The sequence below is a fragment of the Brevibacillus brevis NBRC 100599 genome, assembly GCF_000010165.1.
Lineage (GTDB): Bacteria > Bacillota > Bacilli > Brevibacillales > Brevibacillaceae > Brevibacillus > Brevibacillus brevis_D.
This window is the reverse complement of sequence record NC_012491.1, coordinates 3,401,921-3,415,438: the sequence shown is the minus strand read 5'-3', so window position 1 is coordinate 3,415,438 and position 13,518 is coordinate 3,401,921. Positions and strand designations below refer to the sequence as shown.

Genomic DNA, 13,518 nt, shown 5'->3' with positions numbered 1-13,518 from the left:
TATCCGTCTTTTTTTATGTTAAAATGATCGAATAGTCCTATTCGAGAAAAAGTTGCAAGTCTTTCGAATCAATCTTTTTGTAAGTTGTTGTCAAGGTCTGTCGATCAGTGGAATAATTTACAAAACGGTTACAATTTGAACGGAGTTGAACAACTGTGATTCGGATGCTGAAAAAAAACGAAATGAGGTGGAGCTACTGGGAGGTTTGGTATGAGGAATCAGAGCATCTTTATACCGTTCATTACGGAAATGTCGGGGAAATTGGCGAGTATTTTGCTGTAGTAGCGGAACAGATCGAGGGAAGACCTGATGAGGTTTTGCAGAGCTGGACAGAAGAGATGAAAGAACAAGGATATCAGGTTATGAAAGAGCACGATTTCCATCCAATGATCATTCGCTTTCCCCATTTATGTGAGTCAGAGATTGAAATGCGCTATTTGATCGAACAGCTGTTGGACGAATGCTTGGGAAAGACAGGGAATGGTCACAGTGACGGTGGGGAAGACAGTGAGAGGACGTTGGCAGTGATTTGCCGGGTGATCGATACGAAGAAAGCGGCTGCTGCCGTATTTGAAGCGATGTCTTGTGCAAAGCTGGGCGAAGGGGTTTCCATCAGCATAAAGCAGGAGGATGGAAACTTGATTCCACTTCATCCTCCTGCCTAAAACTGTCTGATTTATTTCACGATTTTATGCCGCAGAGCTTTTGCCACTGCCTGTGTACGATCCTCAACACCCATTTTTTGCAAGATGCGATGCACGTGTGTTTTGACAGTGCCTTCAGATATAAACAAGTTTTGCGCAATCTGATCATTTCGATAGCCATCTGCGATCTGTTGAAGTACATCTAACTCCCGATCCGTGAGTTCATCTAGCAAGACTGATTGGGAGGTGGTTGTCGAATCAGGTGTCTCACGTTGACCTTGCAGAGCTTCGGCAAGGGCTTTTGCGGCTGTTACGGTGTGGAAGAGGGCTTCTCCCTGATGGGCTCTGCGAATCAGATCAAGCATTTCCTGAGAGTCGGCATCTTTTAGCATATAGCCAACCGCTCCCGCGCGAATCCCTTCCACCACGTAATTGTGATTGTCAAAGGTGGTGAGGATCAATACCTTCGTGCGAGGATGCTGTAGCATGATTTCTTTTGTGGCCTCAATACCCGACTTGTTGGGCATCTGAACATCCATCAAAACGACATCAGGTGCGAGGGAGCCAATCAGCTCTACTGCTTCTACACCATCGGATGCTTCCCCAATTACTTCCATATCGGCTTGCATTTGTATGACATAACCTAAACCTTGGCGAATCATGGTTTGGTCATCTACTAGGACCACGCGAATGGCTCCTTCTTTTTGTTTAACGGTCATGTTCGCATGCTCCTTTCTTGTTCAGTCTGGTGAATCGGAAAGCTGAAATCGAGTTGGAATCCGTGGGGCTCTCGAATGCGGTACGCGAGAGTTCCGTTCAATAGTTGAATCCGTTCAAATATGCCAGTTAGGCCAAAGCCAGGTTTGATTTTTTGGTCGCTCGTGATGCTTCCATCGTCTCGGATGGACAACAAAAGGATGTCATTCTTTTGTTCAATGATGACGAGAATTTCTTTTGCGTCAGAATGACGTAAGGAATTGGTGATCGCTTCTTGCAAGATTCGATAAAACGTTATCGTCATTTCCTGAGAGAGCGGGATGTCCAGGTCGGAGCATATCAGCTCCATCTTTATTCCTGTATGCTTTTGAGCCTGCGACAAAAGAGCTCGCAGAGGCGTAAGTCCCAAGGAGGTTTTATCCAGAGCCAGTGTATGGACAGATGTGCGAATATCCTCCAGACTTTGCTTCGCAACACCAAGCATGTTGCGCACGGCTTCTTGTGCATTGTCAGGTCCATCCTGCAACATATACTTCAAGGCATGTAGCTGGACAATGAGTGAAGTCAAACTATGACCCAAAGCATCGTGAATATCACGGGCAATTCTCGTTCGTTCCTCCAGAACCGCTACTTGCAGGGAATGAAGCGCTGCTTCTTGAAGTTGTAAGTGTGCCTCCTGCAACTCTGTATGTGCTTTTTGCAACTGCTCCAGGTGCTGTTGGTTGGTTTCGTATGCTTCTCTTTGAATCCGATAGCCACGTGCACCGATATAGCAACCCACATACGTTAGAATATAAGAGATGATGTGCGTGAATCTCAGGTTTTCTTCAAAATATAAAAAAAGCGTACTGCACGTACCAAAAAAAGTAGCATAGGCCAACGCTCGGCGTCCATGAATGTGAAAACCGATAAAAACAGCGAGTGGGAGCATCAAGCCGAAGCCCTCTCCCCCCAAGGTGAGAGACTTTACTAAGGAAACGATTCCAAGCACGACTGCTACTAATTCGAATTGGAAAGGCTTCCATTTTTTCTTGGAAATCCAAAATACCACAAGGTAACAAATAAATAGTACAATGGTAAGGGAAAATTGCAACGGAGTTTCCCGTTTAAATGAATCAGGAAGCAAAGCTAATACAAGTAAGATGGAAAACCACATGATCAGCAAACGTTTTTGTATGGCTTTCATCATTATCTTTAACAATGAAAAGTCCTTCTTTCTCTGCCGGATAATCACTTAACTTCATTCTAGCATGCGTTGTCGTCTATCTCCAGATAGATAAATCCTTGTCAGAAATCTACCCCTGGGTAGACTTCACTACATATACTTTTCAGTAGAATTATTTTTGGGAAATAAACGACTAGTTATGGGTGTGGAGTGGTTAAGTAAGGATGGCAAGGGAGGTTCTCATGAAAGAACTGATTCAGTTGGCAAAACTCCTGCAAGAAGCCAGTGTTTTGTTTACCACGATTTCTGAGCAAGAGCTGGATACAAGTGATGTAACCTGGCAACAGGTCTTGATTCTGGAGCAGCTTGGAAACGGGCCAAAAACGATGGGGGACATAAGTAAGACTGTCGGTCTTTCATACAGCACAACTTCCGGTCTTATTAACCGATTGGAGCAGGAAAACCTGGTCCGCAGATTCCGGGACCAAGCAGATCGACGAGTTGTGTGGGTGTCACTGACAGAGCGTGTGTACCAACAGCGAGACGTGAAATGGGGAAATTCACAAACCGTTTAAAAATGGTTTCACCCCTTTATATTTCGTTAAACGAAATGTTATGTGAGATTTACCTTGTTCATTTCGTTATGCGAATTATTTCTCACAAAAAATTAGCAGATATATAAAAAAGAGGTGAGTGGATTGAATCTTTCTGAACTATCGATTAAACGCCCGGTCACCATGATTATGTTGACTCTGGCCATGCTGATTTTTGGTTTCGTCTCTCTGCCTCGCTTGGCGATTGATCTCATGCCGGATCTGAACTTCCCGGTTGCTGTCGTGGTTACATCCGTAGACGGCGGATCTCCAAGTGAGGTAGAAAAACTAGTTACGAAGCCGGTTGAGGACGCACTTGCAACGGTATCCGATTTAGATAGTATACAATCGGTATCGATGGAAGGCGCCTCGCAGGTTATCCTCATGTTTAACTGGGGGACAGACCTTGATCAGGCGACTCTCGACATGCGGGAGAAGGTAGATCAGGTTCGTGGTTCTTTGCCTGACTCAGCCAGAGCGCCACGCGTACTGCGTATTGACCCGAACAGTACACCGATCATTGAGTTTGCGGTGACGGGTGAGCAAGATATCAACAAATTGAAAAAGATGGCAGAGGATATGATCCAATCACGCCTGGAGCGTATTGATGGGGTCGCATCTGCTTCCATCAGCGGTGGACAAAGCCGGATCATCGATGTTACCGTCGACCCAGCCAAACTGGCGGCGTATGGTTTGTCACTTGACCAAGTCCAGCAGGCTCTACAGGGTAGCAACTTGTCAGGTTCCGGTGGAGCGGTACGTGAGGGTGATGCCAAGCTCAACATCCGTGTACAAGGTGAGTTTGCTGATGTCGATCAAATCGCGCTGACACCAATTTCTGTCGGAGGAAACTCCATCAGGCTCAGCGATATTGCCCAGGTAAAGGACACGCATCAAGATGTAACGCAAATGAGTTACGTGAATGGAACACCTAGCTTGGGTATTAGAGTGACAAAAGCTTCTGGCGGAAACACCATTGAGGTAGCAGATGATGTAAAAGCTGAGCTGGAGAAAATCAAAAGCGAGCTGCCAGAAGGCGTTCAAATCATTACAACTCTAGACACATCCACCTACATTAAGGATTCCGTTTACACGACCGCTGAACATGCTCTGTTGGGTGGCGGTATCGGTATGATCTTGCTGTTCTTCTTCTTGGGCAGCTTGCGATCCATGGTAATTGCGGTCATTGTACTTCCTGTATCGATCGTCGCTACGTTCTTGCTGATGTACATGTCAGGACAGACGATCAACCTGATTTCCCTCTCCGGTTTGACATTGGGATTAGGATCATTGATTGACTTTGCGGTTGTTATGCTCGAGAATGTTTTCCGTCATCGAGAACAGGGAAAAGGTATGATGGAAGCGGCCTTGGATGGTTCCAAAGAAGTAGGTACGGCAGTTATGGCTTCGGCTTTGGCGCAAATTTGCGTATTCTTGCCGATTGCCCTCACGGAAGGTATTGCTTCTGAGTTGTTTGGACCACTTGCATTGACGGTTGTTTACTCACATATTGCGGCGCTTGTCTTCTCCATTTTGCTGGTGCCGATGCTGAGTTCGAGAATTTTGAAAAAAATTCCGTCGCATACGCATCATGAGAACTATCGTGGAATTAATCCGGTTACTTGGTTCAACATTGGATTTAGCAAAGTAGAAAAAGGCTACCAAGGATTGTTAAGATGGTCATTGGGCCATCGTAAAACAGTCATGATTTCTTCGGTTGTCCTGATGGTGGGCTCTCTCGCATTAACTCCGATGATCGGGGCAGAGTTTATCCCGGCCATGGACCAAGGTCAAGTAAATATCTCCATCAAAATGCCGAATGGTACAGTTCTGGCTGAAACCGAGAAAGTAACCAGACAAGTAGAAGAAATTGTCAACACGGTTCCGGAGAAGAAAATTGTAGCGACTTCGGTTGGTAGCAATGCATCACCGATAGCGAGCACATTGTCATCCAATCAGGGAACGATCACCCTGATGCTGGTAGATCTCGACCAGCGCAAACGTTCCTCCAATGAAATTGTGATGGATCTCCAGGAAAAGCTGAAGCATATTGCCGGACCAGAAATTAAGGTAAGTGCACCAGCCGGTATGTCTACAGGTTCCCCCATTCAGTTGAAGGTGAGCGGGGATGACTTGGCTGTACTGAAAGACATCAGTGGTATTATTAAAGGCGAGATTGAGAAGGTACCTGGTACGAGTAACGTAACAACCAGCTTGGAAGAATCAAGACAAGAGCTGGAAGTGAAAATCAATGCTGAGAAGGCGAGCTTGTATGGATTGACGACAGGACAAATTCTCTCCAGTGTTCGAACTTCCTTCCAAGGTCAAACGGTAACGCACTATCGCACGGGTGATGATGAGATTGACGTCAACCTCAAGCTGCCGAAATCGTATCAGGAAGATATCAACTTCTTGAACAATTTGCGAATTTCCGCTCCTGGTGGGGCACAGATCGCATTGACCTCGGTTGCGACTATCAATAAGATAGATGTGCCGGTATCGATTAACCGTGCCAACTCCAGCCGTGAAGTTCAAGTAACAAGTGATTTGGCAGGGCGTGACCTAAGCTCTGTCACACGGGAAGTGCAAGAGAAAATTTCGAAGCTGAATCTCCCGGATGGCTACACAGTCGATTTTGGCGGGCAAAGCGAAGAAATGATGGAATCATTCAGTAGCCTTGCTCTCGCGATTGTCCTGTCAGTCGTGTTGCTCTATATGGTAATGGCTGCGCAGTTTGAATCGCTATACACCCCATTTATCATCATGTTCTCCGTGCCACCAACCGTTACAGGCGTTCTGCTTGGACTATTGGTGACAGGCACGACGATCAGCGTTGGGGTTTTGATCGGATACATTTTGTTGATCGGTCTGGTCGTGAACAACGCGATTGTATTGATCGACTACGTGAACCAACTACGTGCAAAAGGTATGGAGCTGTTTGATGCGATCCTGCACGCTGGGCCGATCCGTCTTCGTCCGATTTTGATGACGACACTCACCACGATTCTGGCGATTGGACCACTTGCGTTCTCTGGTGGCGCCGGATCTGAGACGAACGCACCAATGGCCGTGACGGTTATTTTCGGTCTTGGATTCTCTACCTTGATTACACTGGTTCTGGTTCCTGTCGTCGCTTCTTGGTTTGATGATGCAGGGAAAAAGAGACGCTTGAAGCGCCAATTGAAACTAGAAAAGAAACTTGCTAAGAAACAAAAGAAAATCAATCCCGCTTTGGAATCGTAAGACGTTTGTGGGAAGAGGAGGGACATACATGAAACGAAGTAAAAAACCCGTCATTTTGGCATTGCTGGCCATCACTCTAGTGGCAGGGTGCTCCAGCCCGCAAGCGGAAACGCCGCCTACGGAAACGGTGGAAGCCGCCGCAACCCCTGTACAGGTTGAAACGGTCGCTACAGGCTCAGTAGTATCAGATTCTGGTCTCACGGCAAAGCTGGCGCCGAGTGAGGAAGTGCAAGTTTCCCCGAAAATGGGCGGGAAAATTTCTTCCCTGCCAGTGAAACTGGGACAATACGTGACAAAAGGTCAAGTATTGTTCAAGCTCGATGAAAAAGATCTGGTGAACGGTGTCAAGCAAGCAGAAGCAGCCTACAATGTATCAAAAGCCAGCTTAAACCAAGCAGGCAGCAGTTCAGATCAAGGCTTGGTGCAAGCAAAAAATAGCTTGAAGCAGGCAGAAACTGCCCTTCAGGATGCAAAAGTAAACCAGCAGCGGATGCAACAGCTCTTTTCACAAGGAGCGATTTCCGCACAGCAGATGGAACAGGCAAACTCCCAACTGACAACAGCACAGACTTCTTATGATAACGCACAGCAGACTTTACAATCAGCTGGGCAAAAAACGAGCGTACAAGTTTCTGAAGCATCTGTGCAGCAAGCACAAGTAAGTCTACAAAATGCTCGTGAGCAATTGGCGAATGCGACTGTGACGTCTCCGATCAACGGATATATTTCCAGCGTAAGCGGTGCAGTTGGTCAAATGGCAGGTCAGCAGCCGGTTGTGGTTGTCGTTAACACGAACCCTCTTCTGGTAAAAGCAAATCTGTCAGAAGCTGATATCACAAAAGTAAAAGTAGGAACAACCGTAAAAGTAAACGTACAATCTACAGGAAAAACGATTGATGCCAAAGTAACGGCGATGAGTCCAATCATGGATTCGCAGCTCAAGGCATACCCAGTGGAGATTACGATTCCAAACCCATCCAATGAGCTGAAGTCCGATATGGTTGTGAATGTGACCTTCCCATCGGTTGGGGAAAGCGGAGCAAAATCGATCGTTGTAACGCGCGGTGCAGTTTTTGATCGCGATGGCAAACAGTATGTATTCAAGCTGGAAGGTGACATTGCCAAACAAGTCGAGGTCACTACAGGCAAATCCTCCAGTGATCAGATCGAAATTTTGACAGGCTTGTCTGCCGGCGATAAGATCGTGGTAAAAGGGCAAACATTGCTCCAAGATGGCGGCAAAGTTACGATTCAGTAAGAAAAAGAGTAGCAAGAAGGGGACGGGGTACATCCGTCTCTTTTTTGTGTACAATGGAAGTACTCGGCCATGAAATTGTCACGGATTTAAGACAAAGTGTCATTGCTACTTTTGAAGGGGGCAAAGATTCGATACAATGAGAAGATAGTGGATAAAATACCCAGCGGAGGTACATATGACTGGCGATATTACTGTGTTTGTGGCTTTTGCAGCAGGTTTTCTCTCGTTTATTTCTCCTTGCTGCCTGCCGCTTTATCCGTCCTTTTTGTCTTACATAACTGGAGTAACGATTGATGAGGTAAAGAAAGGGAGAGCGGTTTTTCGCAAGGAAGCCTTCTTGCATACCTTTTTCTTCATTGTCGGGTTTTCGATCATTTTCGTTGCGCTTGGGCTGTCTACATCTTGGATCGGAAGCTTATTCACCGACCAGCAGGACTTGATTCGTCAATTGGGCGGTATTTTGCTTGCTGTTATTGGCTTTGTTATGCTTGGCGTGTTTAAAATGGATTGGATGATGCGTTCTTTTAAAATCGATTTAAAATCGAGGCCATTGGGGTATACTGGGTCCATACTGGTGGGAATGACGTATGCAGCTGGCTGGACACCTTGTGTGGGACCCATTCTTTCAGGCATTATCGTCATGGGTGTATCCAATCCTTCAAGCGCCTTGGCTTACACATTGGCGTATACACTTGGTTTCGCCATTCCGTTTTTTGTCATGACATTCTTCATCAGTAAGGTGAAAGCGATTGTGAAGTATTCCGACCTGTTTATGAAAATCGGAGGAGCCATTATGATTTTGTTCGGTATTCTTCTGTATACAGATAAACTGACGGATATTACACGCGTTCTCATTCAAATGTACGGAGGCTTTACGGGATTCTAACTCAGTAGGGCAGAGGTGACAAAATGAAAAAGCTGTTGCTCGCGGTGATCGTATTATTGGGGGGCGGACTTGCTGTTTGGGAAAAGCCTCAAGAAACAGCCGCAATCGTAGCAGAGGTTCAAAAACCGGAAGTTGGCTTTGCGGCTCCTCATTTTACACTGACAGGATTGGATCAGCAGACGTACAAGGTAGAAGGCAAAAGGGCGAAACCATTGGTCTTGAATTTTTGGGCTTCCTGGTGTGGACCATGCAAGCTGGAAGCGCCTGATTTACAAAAAGTCTATGAAAAATACGGCGGACAGGTTGATCTGTATGGTGTGAACGTCACGAGCAATGACAGCCCGGAAGCAGCCATGGCCTTCGTCACCAACTATAAGCTGACATTTCCGATACCGATGGACGTCGCTGGAACTGTGTCGAACCGTTACAAGGTGATGGCATTCCCAACGACTTACTTGATTGACGCGGATGGAATCGTACGAAAAAAGATCATCGGTATGGTTGATGCTCCTACACTGGAGCTGGAACTGCGCCAGTTGTTAAGTCCAAAGCCATAAGGAAGGCACATAAGTCGCTGGGGGAGAATTCTCCGGCGGCTTTTTCTATTTGTGACACGTATGACAAGGCCCATTTTGCAGGTGAATATCCTGATTTTGTATGCTTGCCTAAAGAGCGGTGGTGTTCTCCTTCATAGACTGGAGTGATCTAGGGCAAAGGGAGGAAAACGGATGGCCAAGGGCAAAAAGGTAAAGAAGAAGAATACACGACAGCATCCCAATCAAGTACAGCTAAGAATCGTAACGTCCCATACATGTCAAGTATGCAAACAGCAATGTGCACGAGGGTTGGCATATCTGGAACAGATGTCCCAGCCCGGCGCGATCGGCTTTGGTGTACCATGCATCCTCACTAAGCAAAAGCAATAGCTTGTCTTTTTCTATGTGCAAGTGTACGGTTCACGGGGGATAGTCCCTTCACTTACATTCAAGAGGGACTATCCTTTTAGTGTGAAAATCGAGGAAAAGCGGATTTGCATGTAGAAGAGAAAGGCTTCTCAGCACCGCGTTTGCTTGTACTTCTACATCAGGAATGGCTTGCCCATAACCAAGGAGAGACGTACCAAGCAAATAAATGGATCGAGGGGGGCAGCCATCATCTAGGAGAATTGCCATTTCGTGAAGCAAAGGCGATAGGGGAGTTGTAGGCCCATTTTCATCGTCTGCTGGATTTGCTTTTCCCGGAGCATCAACAAGTTGTTCCGTAAAAATAAAGTATTAGACCGAAAAATAAAGTACTAGACTGAGAAATAAAGTGTTAGACTGGCGCCAGTTATTCAACTAACAGGCAGAATAGTGAAGTAAATATATGGTAAATTGGGTGTATAATATGCTCTCTTGATGGTTAAGGAGACCGACTTGAGATATCCTTAAGTCAAACGATGGAGTATTATACAAAGGATAAGGTGTGATGTGGATGACTGATTTTACAATGATTAAAAAGCTGTTTCGTATTACAAAACGAAATGGGTTTAGTCATGACGAGATACAAACCATTAAAAATAATTTTGGTGAATTGCCCCAGGTGTTTATAGATTATTATTTGGAACTCGGTAAAGACGAGCGGCTGAATCATACGCAAGATAGTTTGATCAAACCCGAGCAACTCCAACACTTCAAACATAACGAATATTTAATTTTTTATTGCGAGAATCAACGTGTCTGTGTTTGGGGAATCCATAAGAACGATTTATCCAGGTCCAATCCACCTGTCTATATGAGTTACGATGAAAAGGTATGGAAAAAGGATTTTGAAACATTGACCGATTTTTTTCATGCGATGGCCTATTTGCAAACCGTATTCGCTCTTGAATACGGCTGTGAATCGTTCTATTCCATTGAACAAACCGACTTGGATTTTATTCGTGAAAATTTTAATAATAAAGTTATTTCCTTTCGGCATTGGATTGGCATCGAATTTTATGGGAATTACGATGACAGCATAATAACAGTGATGAAAAATAACGATAGTTTTGATTTGATCTATGCTTCAAGCGACAAAGAACATTTTGATGAAATGGATCGGGTTCTCTCAAAACTGGGAGTAGTAATTTGAAAGTTTCTATTTCAAGAAGTCAACAGAATTGGGACTTCAGAATGTCATCAAAAAGTTAAATAGCCTGAAATAGCCTTACAGAAGAAGTACGAAAATAGTGTTACATCTAGTGGAGCAAGCAGCTGTTGTACTGTTTGGAATTGAGGATGAACGAAATGCCAGATGGATAAAAAAGAAATGTTTAAATTAGATAAAGATAAATTTGTTGCAGTTACCTTCAAAACTAAAGACGATGGAAGGCTTGGTCCAATTATTATATATATTGAGCCTAGAAACTTGTAGGACAGCAATTGAGATTTTAGATGTATACTCTAATTTCTGGTTTAAGCTAACGGGGTCGATAGCTCAATAAACCAGGCCAGTCTAACACTTTATTTTTGTGTTTTGACCGGCCTTTTTGTATGGAAGGATTGAATAGTCTAATACCTATTTTTCTAAGGTAAAGAGCTTTCTTAGACAGTAATAGCACCAAATCAACAACATCAGTCTAATACTTTATTTTCTTTGAACACAAGTTAGCGGATGAGCCACAAGATACCAAGCTGGCAGGTTTAACAACCGTGTATTATACTGAAGGGACTCATGAAAGTAAGGGAAAGGAGCAAAATTGACATGCGTCCATTACAAATATCACCGGAGACGGCAGTCAAACTGGCGGAAGCACTTCAGGTACCCTTGGAACGCCTCATGCACATGCCGCAGCATATTTTGTTGCAAAAAATGATGGAGCTGGCTAATCAAGAAAAGGAAGCAAACGAAGCAGCGAATAAAAACCAAGAATAGGCGAGCGATACAAAAGGAGGAGAAAAGATGGGGGCAAATGTAGCACATAAATTCCGTACGGGGCTCAAGCCACAAGCGTTTGTGGAAAGCATGACGAAAAATCAGGATACATACCAAAACTGGTCGGATGCATTTTCATGGGAGGATGAACAAGACCGTGCGTTTTTTGCTTCTCTCCAGCATCGTGATGACCTCAGATGCTTGATTTTGGCTGCGGAATGGTGTGGCGACGTCGTTCGCAACTTGCCAGTCGTCTTGCATGCCTTAAAAGAAACAGACATGCCAGTGGAAATTATGGTGATGGAAGAACACCTCGATCTCATGGATGAGTTTCTTACGATGGGCGGTCGGGCGATCCCTGTTGTTATTTTCGCAGACACGGGTGGACATGTTCTGGCAAAATGGGGACCACGACCGAAGCATGTCCAAGCTGTCATGACGACATTCAAACAACAAAACCCGGACCGAAACGCCTCGGATTATGAAGACAAGATTAAAGTAGCGCGTGCCGAAATGCTCGAGCAGTATGGAGAAGGAACTGGCTACCAGCAAGTGATTGTCAAAGAACTGAGAGAGCTACTTTCCTCGATTTAATCTATCACATCGATAACAGGGCGGAGTCACGGCTCCGTCCATTTTCATGCAGAAGGGCTGAATAACATGTATTACTACGGGAATGAAACGATTATGTCCTTGGAGCAGGTGCTACGCTTAAAAGCATCGGAAGTTCGAATTTTGGAGTGGGTACGTACCTACGAGTTTTTAGAAAACAGTTATGGAATAGATGAAGCTGTTCCCTACTTCTTGGAGATAAAATGTGAAGAAGGGCAAGTGAAGATTCGCAAAAACCGTATACTTGACTTCCCGGAATACTCCTGTGAGGGAGAAGCAACCTTTCAAGAAGTAGATGAAGCACTGCGCGTCTTTCACGAGTGGGCACAAGAGATCTTGGCGAAAAAAGAGAGTTAATCAAAATAATATGTTGACGTCAAACAAAGTTCATGATAAATTAATAAATGTCGCTTCTGGTTGAAGAGAATAGCAGAAGATAGACAGCACGTATTGTGGGGAGATAGTGAAGTGGCTAAACACGGCAGACTGTAAATCTGCTCCCTCTGGGTTCGGCGGTTCGAATCCGTCTCTCCCCACCATTGATTTTCTATCGATGATGTGCTAATTTATTCATAGTTCACTTGCCGGTGTGGCGGAATGGCAGACGCGCGCGACTCAAAATCGTGAGGGAAACCGTGGGGGTTCAAGTCCCTTCACCGGCACCATATCAAAAACGAATGCACACTAACCATGATGTTTACAGACACATGGATGGTGTGCTTTTTACTATACGGGAAACAATTCAAACAGCGGCGAGTCTAAGACTTGGTTTTCAGGTCTTAGGTCGCCGCTGTTTCATTTTTGGGTAATGAAAACTCGCTTAAAAGTTCAATTCTGCAATCGTCTCGCCGAACAAAACCATTCCATTCTTTTGAAATCCGAGCGAAGCGTAAAGGTTTTCGGCTGCGACATTGGCTGGGGCATAGCCAATGACAATTTTTTGACAATCTTCCTTTGCTTTCAGGATATCAATGACTTGTGAAATGGCAGTACGTCCATAGCCTAGTCGTTGGTACTTCGCATCAATTAAGAGTCTGTAAATCCAGTAATTTCCGTCGTCGGGGTCAAGCCCATACATGACAAAGCCAACCATCGTGTCATCATGGTATATGGCCAAAGGAACAAATGTAGTTTGAAACTTTGATTCAGCGATGGAGTAAAGGTTTGGGGCAACAAACTCGCTCTGTTCGGGAGTAGGTTCCAGTTCAATACACTCTTCCCAGTTTTCCAAAGTTACTTCACGAAGTGTCACAGGCATCTAATCACATTCATCCTTCCGGGGATTTATTGTTTTGTCAATATATTACATTTTATCCTACGTGAAAAGAAAGTCAAAATCAATAGAGTGCACAAATTTTTTTCTAAATCTATGCAGCACCAGAGGAAGGGAAAGAGGGAAAGAATTAGCCCAATTTTCAGAAATAACAATTTATGGAAAATTCATTTGACACTATAGAAGAGTCATCTATATAGTTGAAACTGGAAGTATTTGTAACTGAATTGAT

The 13,518-nt window shown here is 44.7% G+C and carries 15 protein-coding genes and 2 tRNA genes; 14 read left to right on the top strand and 3 right to left on the bottom strand.

Annotated features, from left to right (window positions below; translation table 11 throughout):
• The first annotated feature begins 155 nt into the window (after positions 1 to 155).
• The gene (locus tag BBR47_RS16225) at positions 156 to 665 is read left to right on the top strand and encodes a hypothetical protein (RefSeq protein ID WP_015891509.1); all 510 of its coding nucleotides are present in this window, start codon (positions 156 to 158) and stop codon (positions 663 to 665) included.
• Between the two features lie 11 nt (positions 666 to 676).
• Here BBR47_RS16225 and BBR47_RS16220 read toward each other — a convergent pair whose 3' ends face one another.
• Both BBR47_RS16220 and BBR47_RS16215 read right to left on the bottom strand, forming a co-directional pair.
• Positions 677 to 1,363 carry a response regulator gene (locus tag BBR47_RS16220; RefSeq protein ID WP_015891508.1) on the bottom strand — a complete coding sequence of 229 codons (687 nt, stop codon included), beginning with the start codon at positions 1,361 to 1,363 and terminating at the stop codon, positions 677 to 679.
• Positions 1,360 to 2,595, bottom strand: a complete 1,236-nt coding sequence (locus BBR47_RS16215; RefSeq protein WP_015891507.1) for a sensor histidine kinase — start codon at positions 2,593 to 2,595, stop codon at positions 1,360 to 1,362. The genes BBR47_RS16220 and BBR47_RS16215 overlap by 4 nt, the downstream gene beginning before the upstream one ends.
• 173 nt (positions 2,596 to 2,768) lie before the next feature.
• Here BBR47_RS16215 and BBR47_RS16210 point away from each other — a divergent pair, with 173 nt between their 5' ends.
• The 13 genes from BBR47_RS16210 (at position 2,769) to BBR47_RS16160 (ending at position 12,678) form a co-directional block, all read left to right on the top strand.
• The gene (locus tag BBR47_RS16210) at positions 2,769 to 3,101 is read left to right on the top strand and encodes a MarR family winged helix-turn-helix transcriptional regulator (RefSeq protein ID WP_035985616.1); all 333 of its coding nucleotides are present in this window, start codon (positions 2,769 to 2,771) and stop codon (positions 3,099 to 3,101) included.
• Positions 3,102 to 3,224: 123 nt separating this feature from the next.
• Positions 3,225 to 6,362 (top strand): efflux RND transporter permease subunit, encoded by a 3,138-nt coding sequence (locus tag BBR47_RS16205; protein ID WP_015891505.1) that lies wholly within the window; start codon positions 3,225 to 3,227, stop codon positions 6,360 to 6,362.
• 28 nt (positions 6,363 to 6,390) lie between these two features.
• On the top strand, positions 6,391 to 7,620 hold the full coding sequence (locus tag BBR47_RS16200) for an efflux RND transporter periplasmic adaptor subunit (protein ID WP_015891504.1): 1,230 nt from the start codon (positions 6,391 to 6,393) through the stop codon (positions 7,618 to 7,620).
• Positions 7,621 to 7,795: 175 nt separating this feature from the next.
• Positions 7,796 to 8,506, top strand: coding sequence for a cytochrome c biogenesis CcdA family protein (locus BBR47_RS16195; RefSeq protein ID WP_015891503.1), 711 nt, complete (start codon positions 7,796 to 7,798; stop codon positions 8,504 to 8,506).
• A gap of 23 nt (positions 8,507 to 8,529) precedes the next feature.
• The gene (locus BBR47_RS16190; protein ID WP_015891502.1) at positions 8,530 to 9,063 is read left to right on the top strand and encodes a TlpA family protein disulfide reductase; all 534 of its coding nucleotides are present in this window, start codon (positions 8,530 to 8,532) and stop codon (positions 9,061 to 9,063) included.
• A 171-nt stretch (positions 9,064 to 9,234) separates the two neighbouring features.
• Complete coding sequence (locus BBR47_RS16185; protein WP_015891501.1) at positions 9,235 to 9,432, top strand: hypothetical protein; 198 nt, start codon at positions 9,235 to 9,237, stop codon at positions 9,430 to 9,432.
• Positions 9,433 to 9,536: 104 nt separating this feature from the next.
• Positions 9,537 to 9,710: a hypothetical protein gene (locus tag BBR47_RS30925; protein ID WP_015891500.1), complete on the top strand. Its 174-nt coding sequence runs from the start codon at positions 9,537 to 9,539 to the stop codon at positions 9,708 to 9,710.
• A 269-nt stretch (positions 9,711 to 9,979) separates the two neighbouring features.
• Entirely contained in the window at positions 9,980 to 10,618 is a 639-nt protein-coding gene (locus tag BBR47_RS16180) for a hypothetical protein (protein ID WP_015891499.1), read from the top strand.
• Between the two features lie 612 nt (positions 10,619 to 11,230).
• Positions 11,231 to 11,401, top strand: coding sequence for a YycC family protein (locus tag BBR47_RS29920; protein ID WP_015891498.1), 171 nt, complete (start codon positions 11,231 to 11,233; stop codon positions 11,399 to 11,401).
• Between the two features lie 27 nt (positions 11,402 to 11,428).
• Positions 11,429 to 11,995, top strand: a complete 567-nt coding sequence (locus tag BBR47_RS16175) for a thioredoxin family protein (protein ID WP_015891497.1) — start codon at positions 11,429 to 11,431, stop codon at positions 11,993 to 11,995.
• Between the two features lie 66 nt (positions 11,996 to 12,061).
• Entirely contained in the window at positions 12,062 to 12,370 is a 309-nt protein-coding gene (locus BBR47_RS16170) for a hypothetical protein (protein WP_015891496.1), read from the top strand.
• A gap of 97 nt (positions 12,371 to 12,467) precedes the next feature.
• A tRNA-Tyr gene (locus tag BBR47_RS16165) sits at positions 12,468 to 12,552 on the top strand.
• Positions 12,553 to 12,596: 44 nt separating this feature from the next.
• A tRNA-Leu gene (locus BBR47_RS16160) sits at positions 12,597 to 12,678 on the top strand.
• 155 nt (positions 12,679 to 12,833) lie between these two features.
• Here the strand turns inward: BBR47_RS16160 and edeQ are convergent.
• Positions 12,834 to 13,271, bottom strand: a complete 438-nt coding sequence (gene edeQ, locus BBR47_RS16155) for an edeine self-resistance N-acetyltransferase EdeQ (RefSeq protein ID WP_015891495.1) — start codon at positions 13,269 to 13,271, stop codon at positions 12,834 to 12,836.
• Positions 13,272 to 13,518 lie beyond the last annotated feature (247 nt).

What these genes read in the sequence shown, in the direction of transcription:
- BBR47_RS16220 (WP_015891508.1), bottom strand. Translation starts at nt 1,363, where the DNA reads ATGACCGTTAAACAAAAAGAAGGAGCCATTCGCGTGGTCCTAGTAGAT.
- BBR47_RS16210 (WP_035985616.1), top strand. Translation starts at nt 2,769, where the DNA reads ATGAAAGAACTGATTCAGTTGGCAAAACTCCTGCAAGAAGCCAGTGTT.
- BBR47_RS16200 (WP_015891504.1), top strand. Translation starts at nt 6,391, where the DNA reads ATGAAACGAAGTAAAAAACCCGTCATTTTGGCATTGCTGGCCATCACT.
- BBR47_RS16195 (WP_015891503.1), top strand. Translation starts at nt 7,796, where the DNA reads ATGACTGGCGATATTACTGTGTTTGTGGCTTTTGCAGCAGGTTTTCTC.
- BBR47_RS16190 (WP_015891502.1), top strand. Translation starts at nt 8,530, where the DNA reads ATGAAAAAGCTGTTGCTCGCGGTGATCGTATTATTGGGGGGCGGACTT.
- BBR47_RS16185 (WP_015891501.1), top strand. Translation starts at nt 9,235, where the DNA reads ATGGCCAAGGGCAAAAAGGTAAAGAAGAAGAATACACGACAGCATCCC.
- BBR47_RS16180 (WP_015891499.1), top strand. Translation starts at nt 9,980, where the DNA reads ATGACTGATTTTACAATGATTAAAAAGCTGTTTCGTATTACAAAACGA.
- BBR47_RS29920 (WP_015891498.1), top strand. Translation starts at nt 11,231, where the DNA reads ATGCGTCCATTACAAATATCACCGGAGACGGCAGTCAAACTGGCGGAA.
- BBR47_RS16175 (WP_015891497.1), top strand. Translation starts at nt 11,429, where the DNA reads ATGGGGGCAAATGTAGCACATAAATTCCGTACGGGGCTCAAGCCACAA.
- BBR47_RS16170 (WP_015891496.1), top strand. Translation starts at nt 12,062, where the DNA reads ATGTATTACTACGGGAATGAAACGATTATGTCCTTGGAGCAGGTGCTA.
- edeQ (WP_015891495.1), bottom strand. Translation starts at nt 13,271, where the DNA reads ATGCCTGTGACACTTCGTGAAGTAACTTTGGAAAACTGGGAAGAGTGT.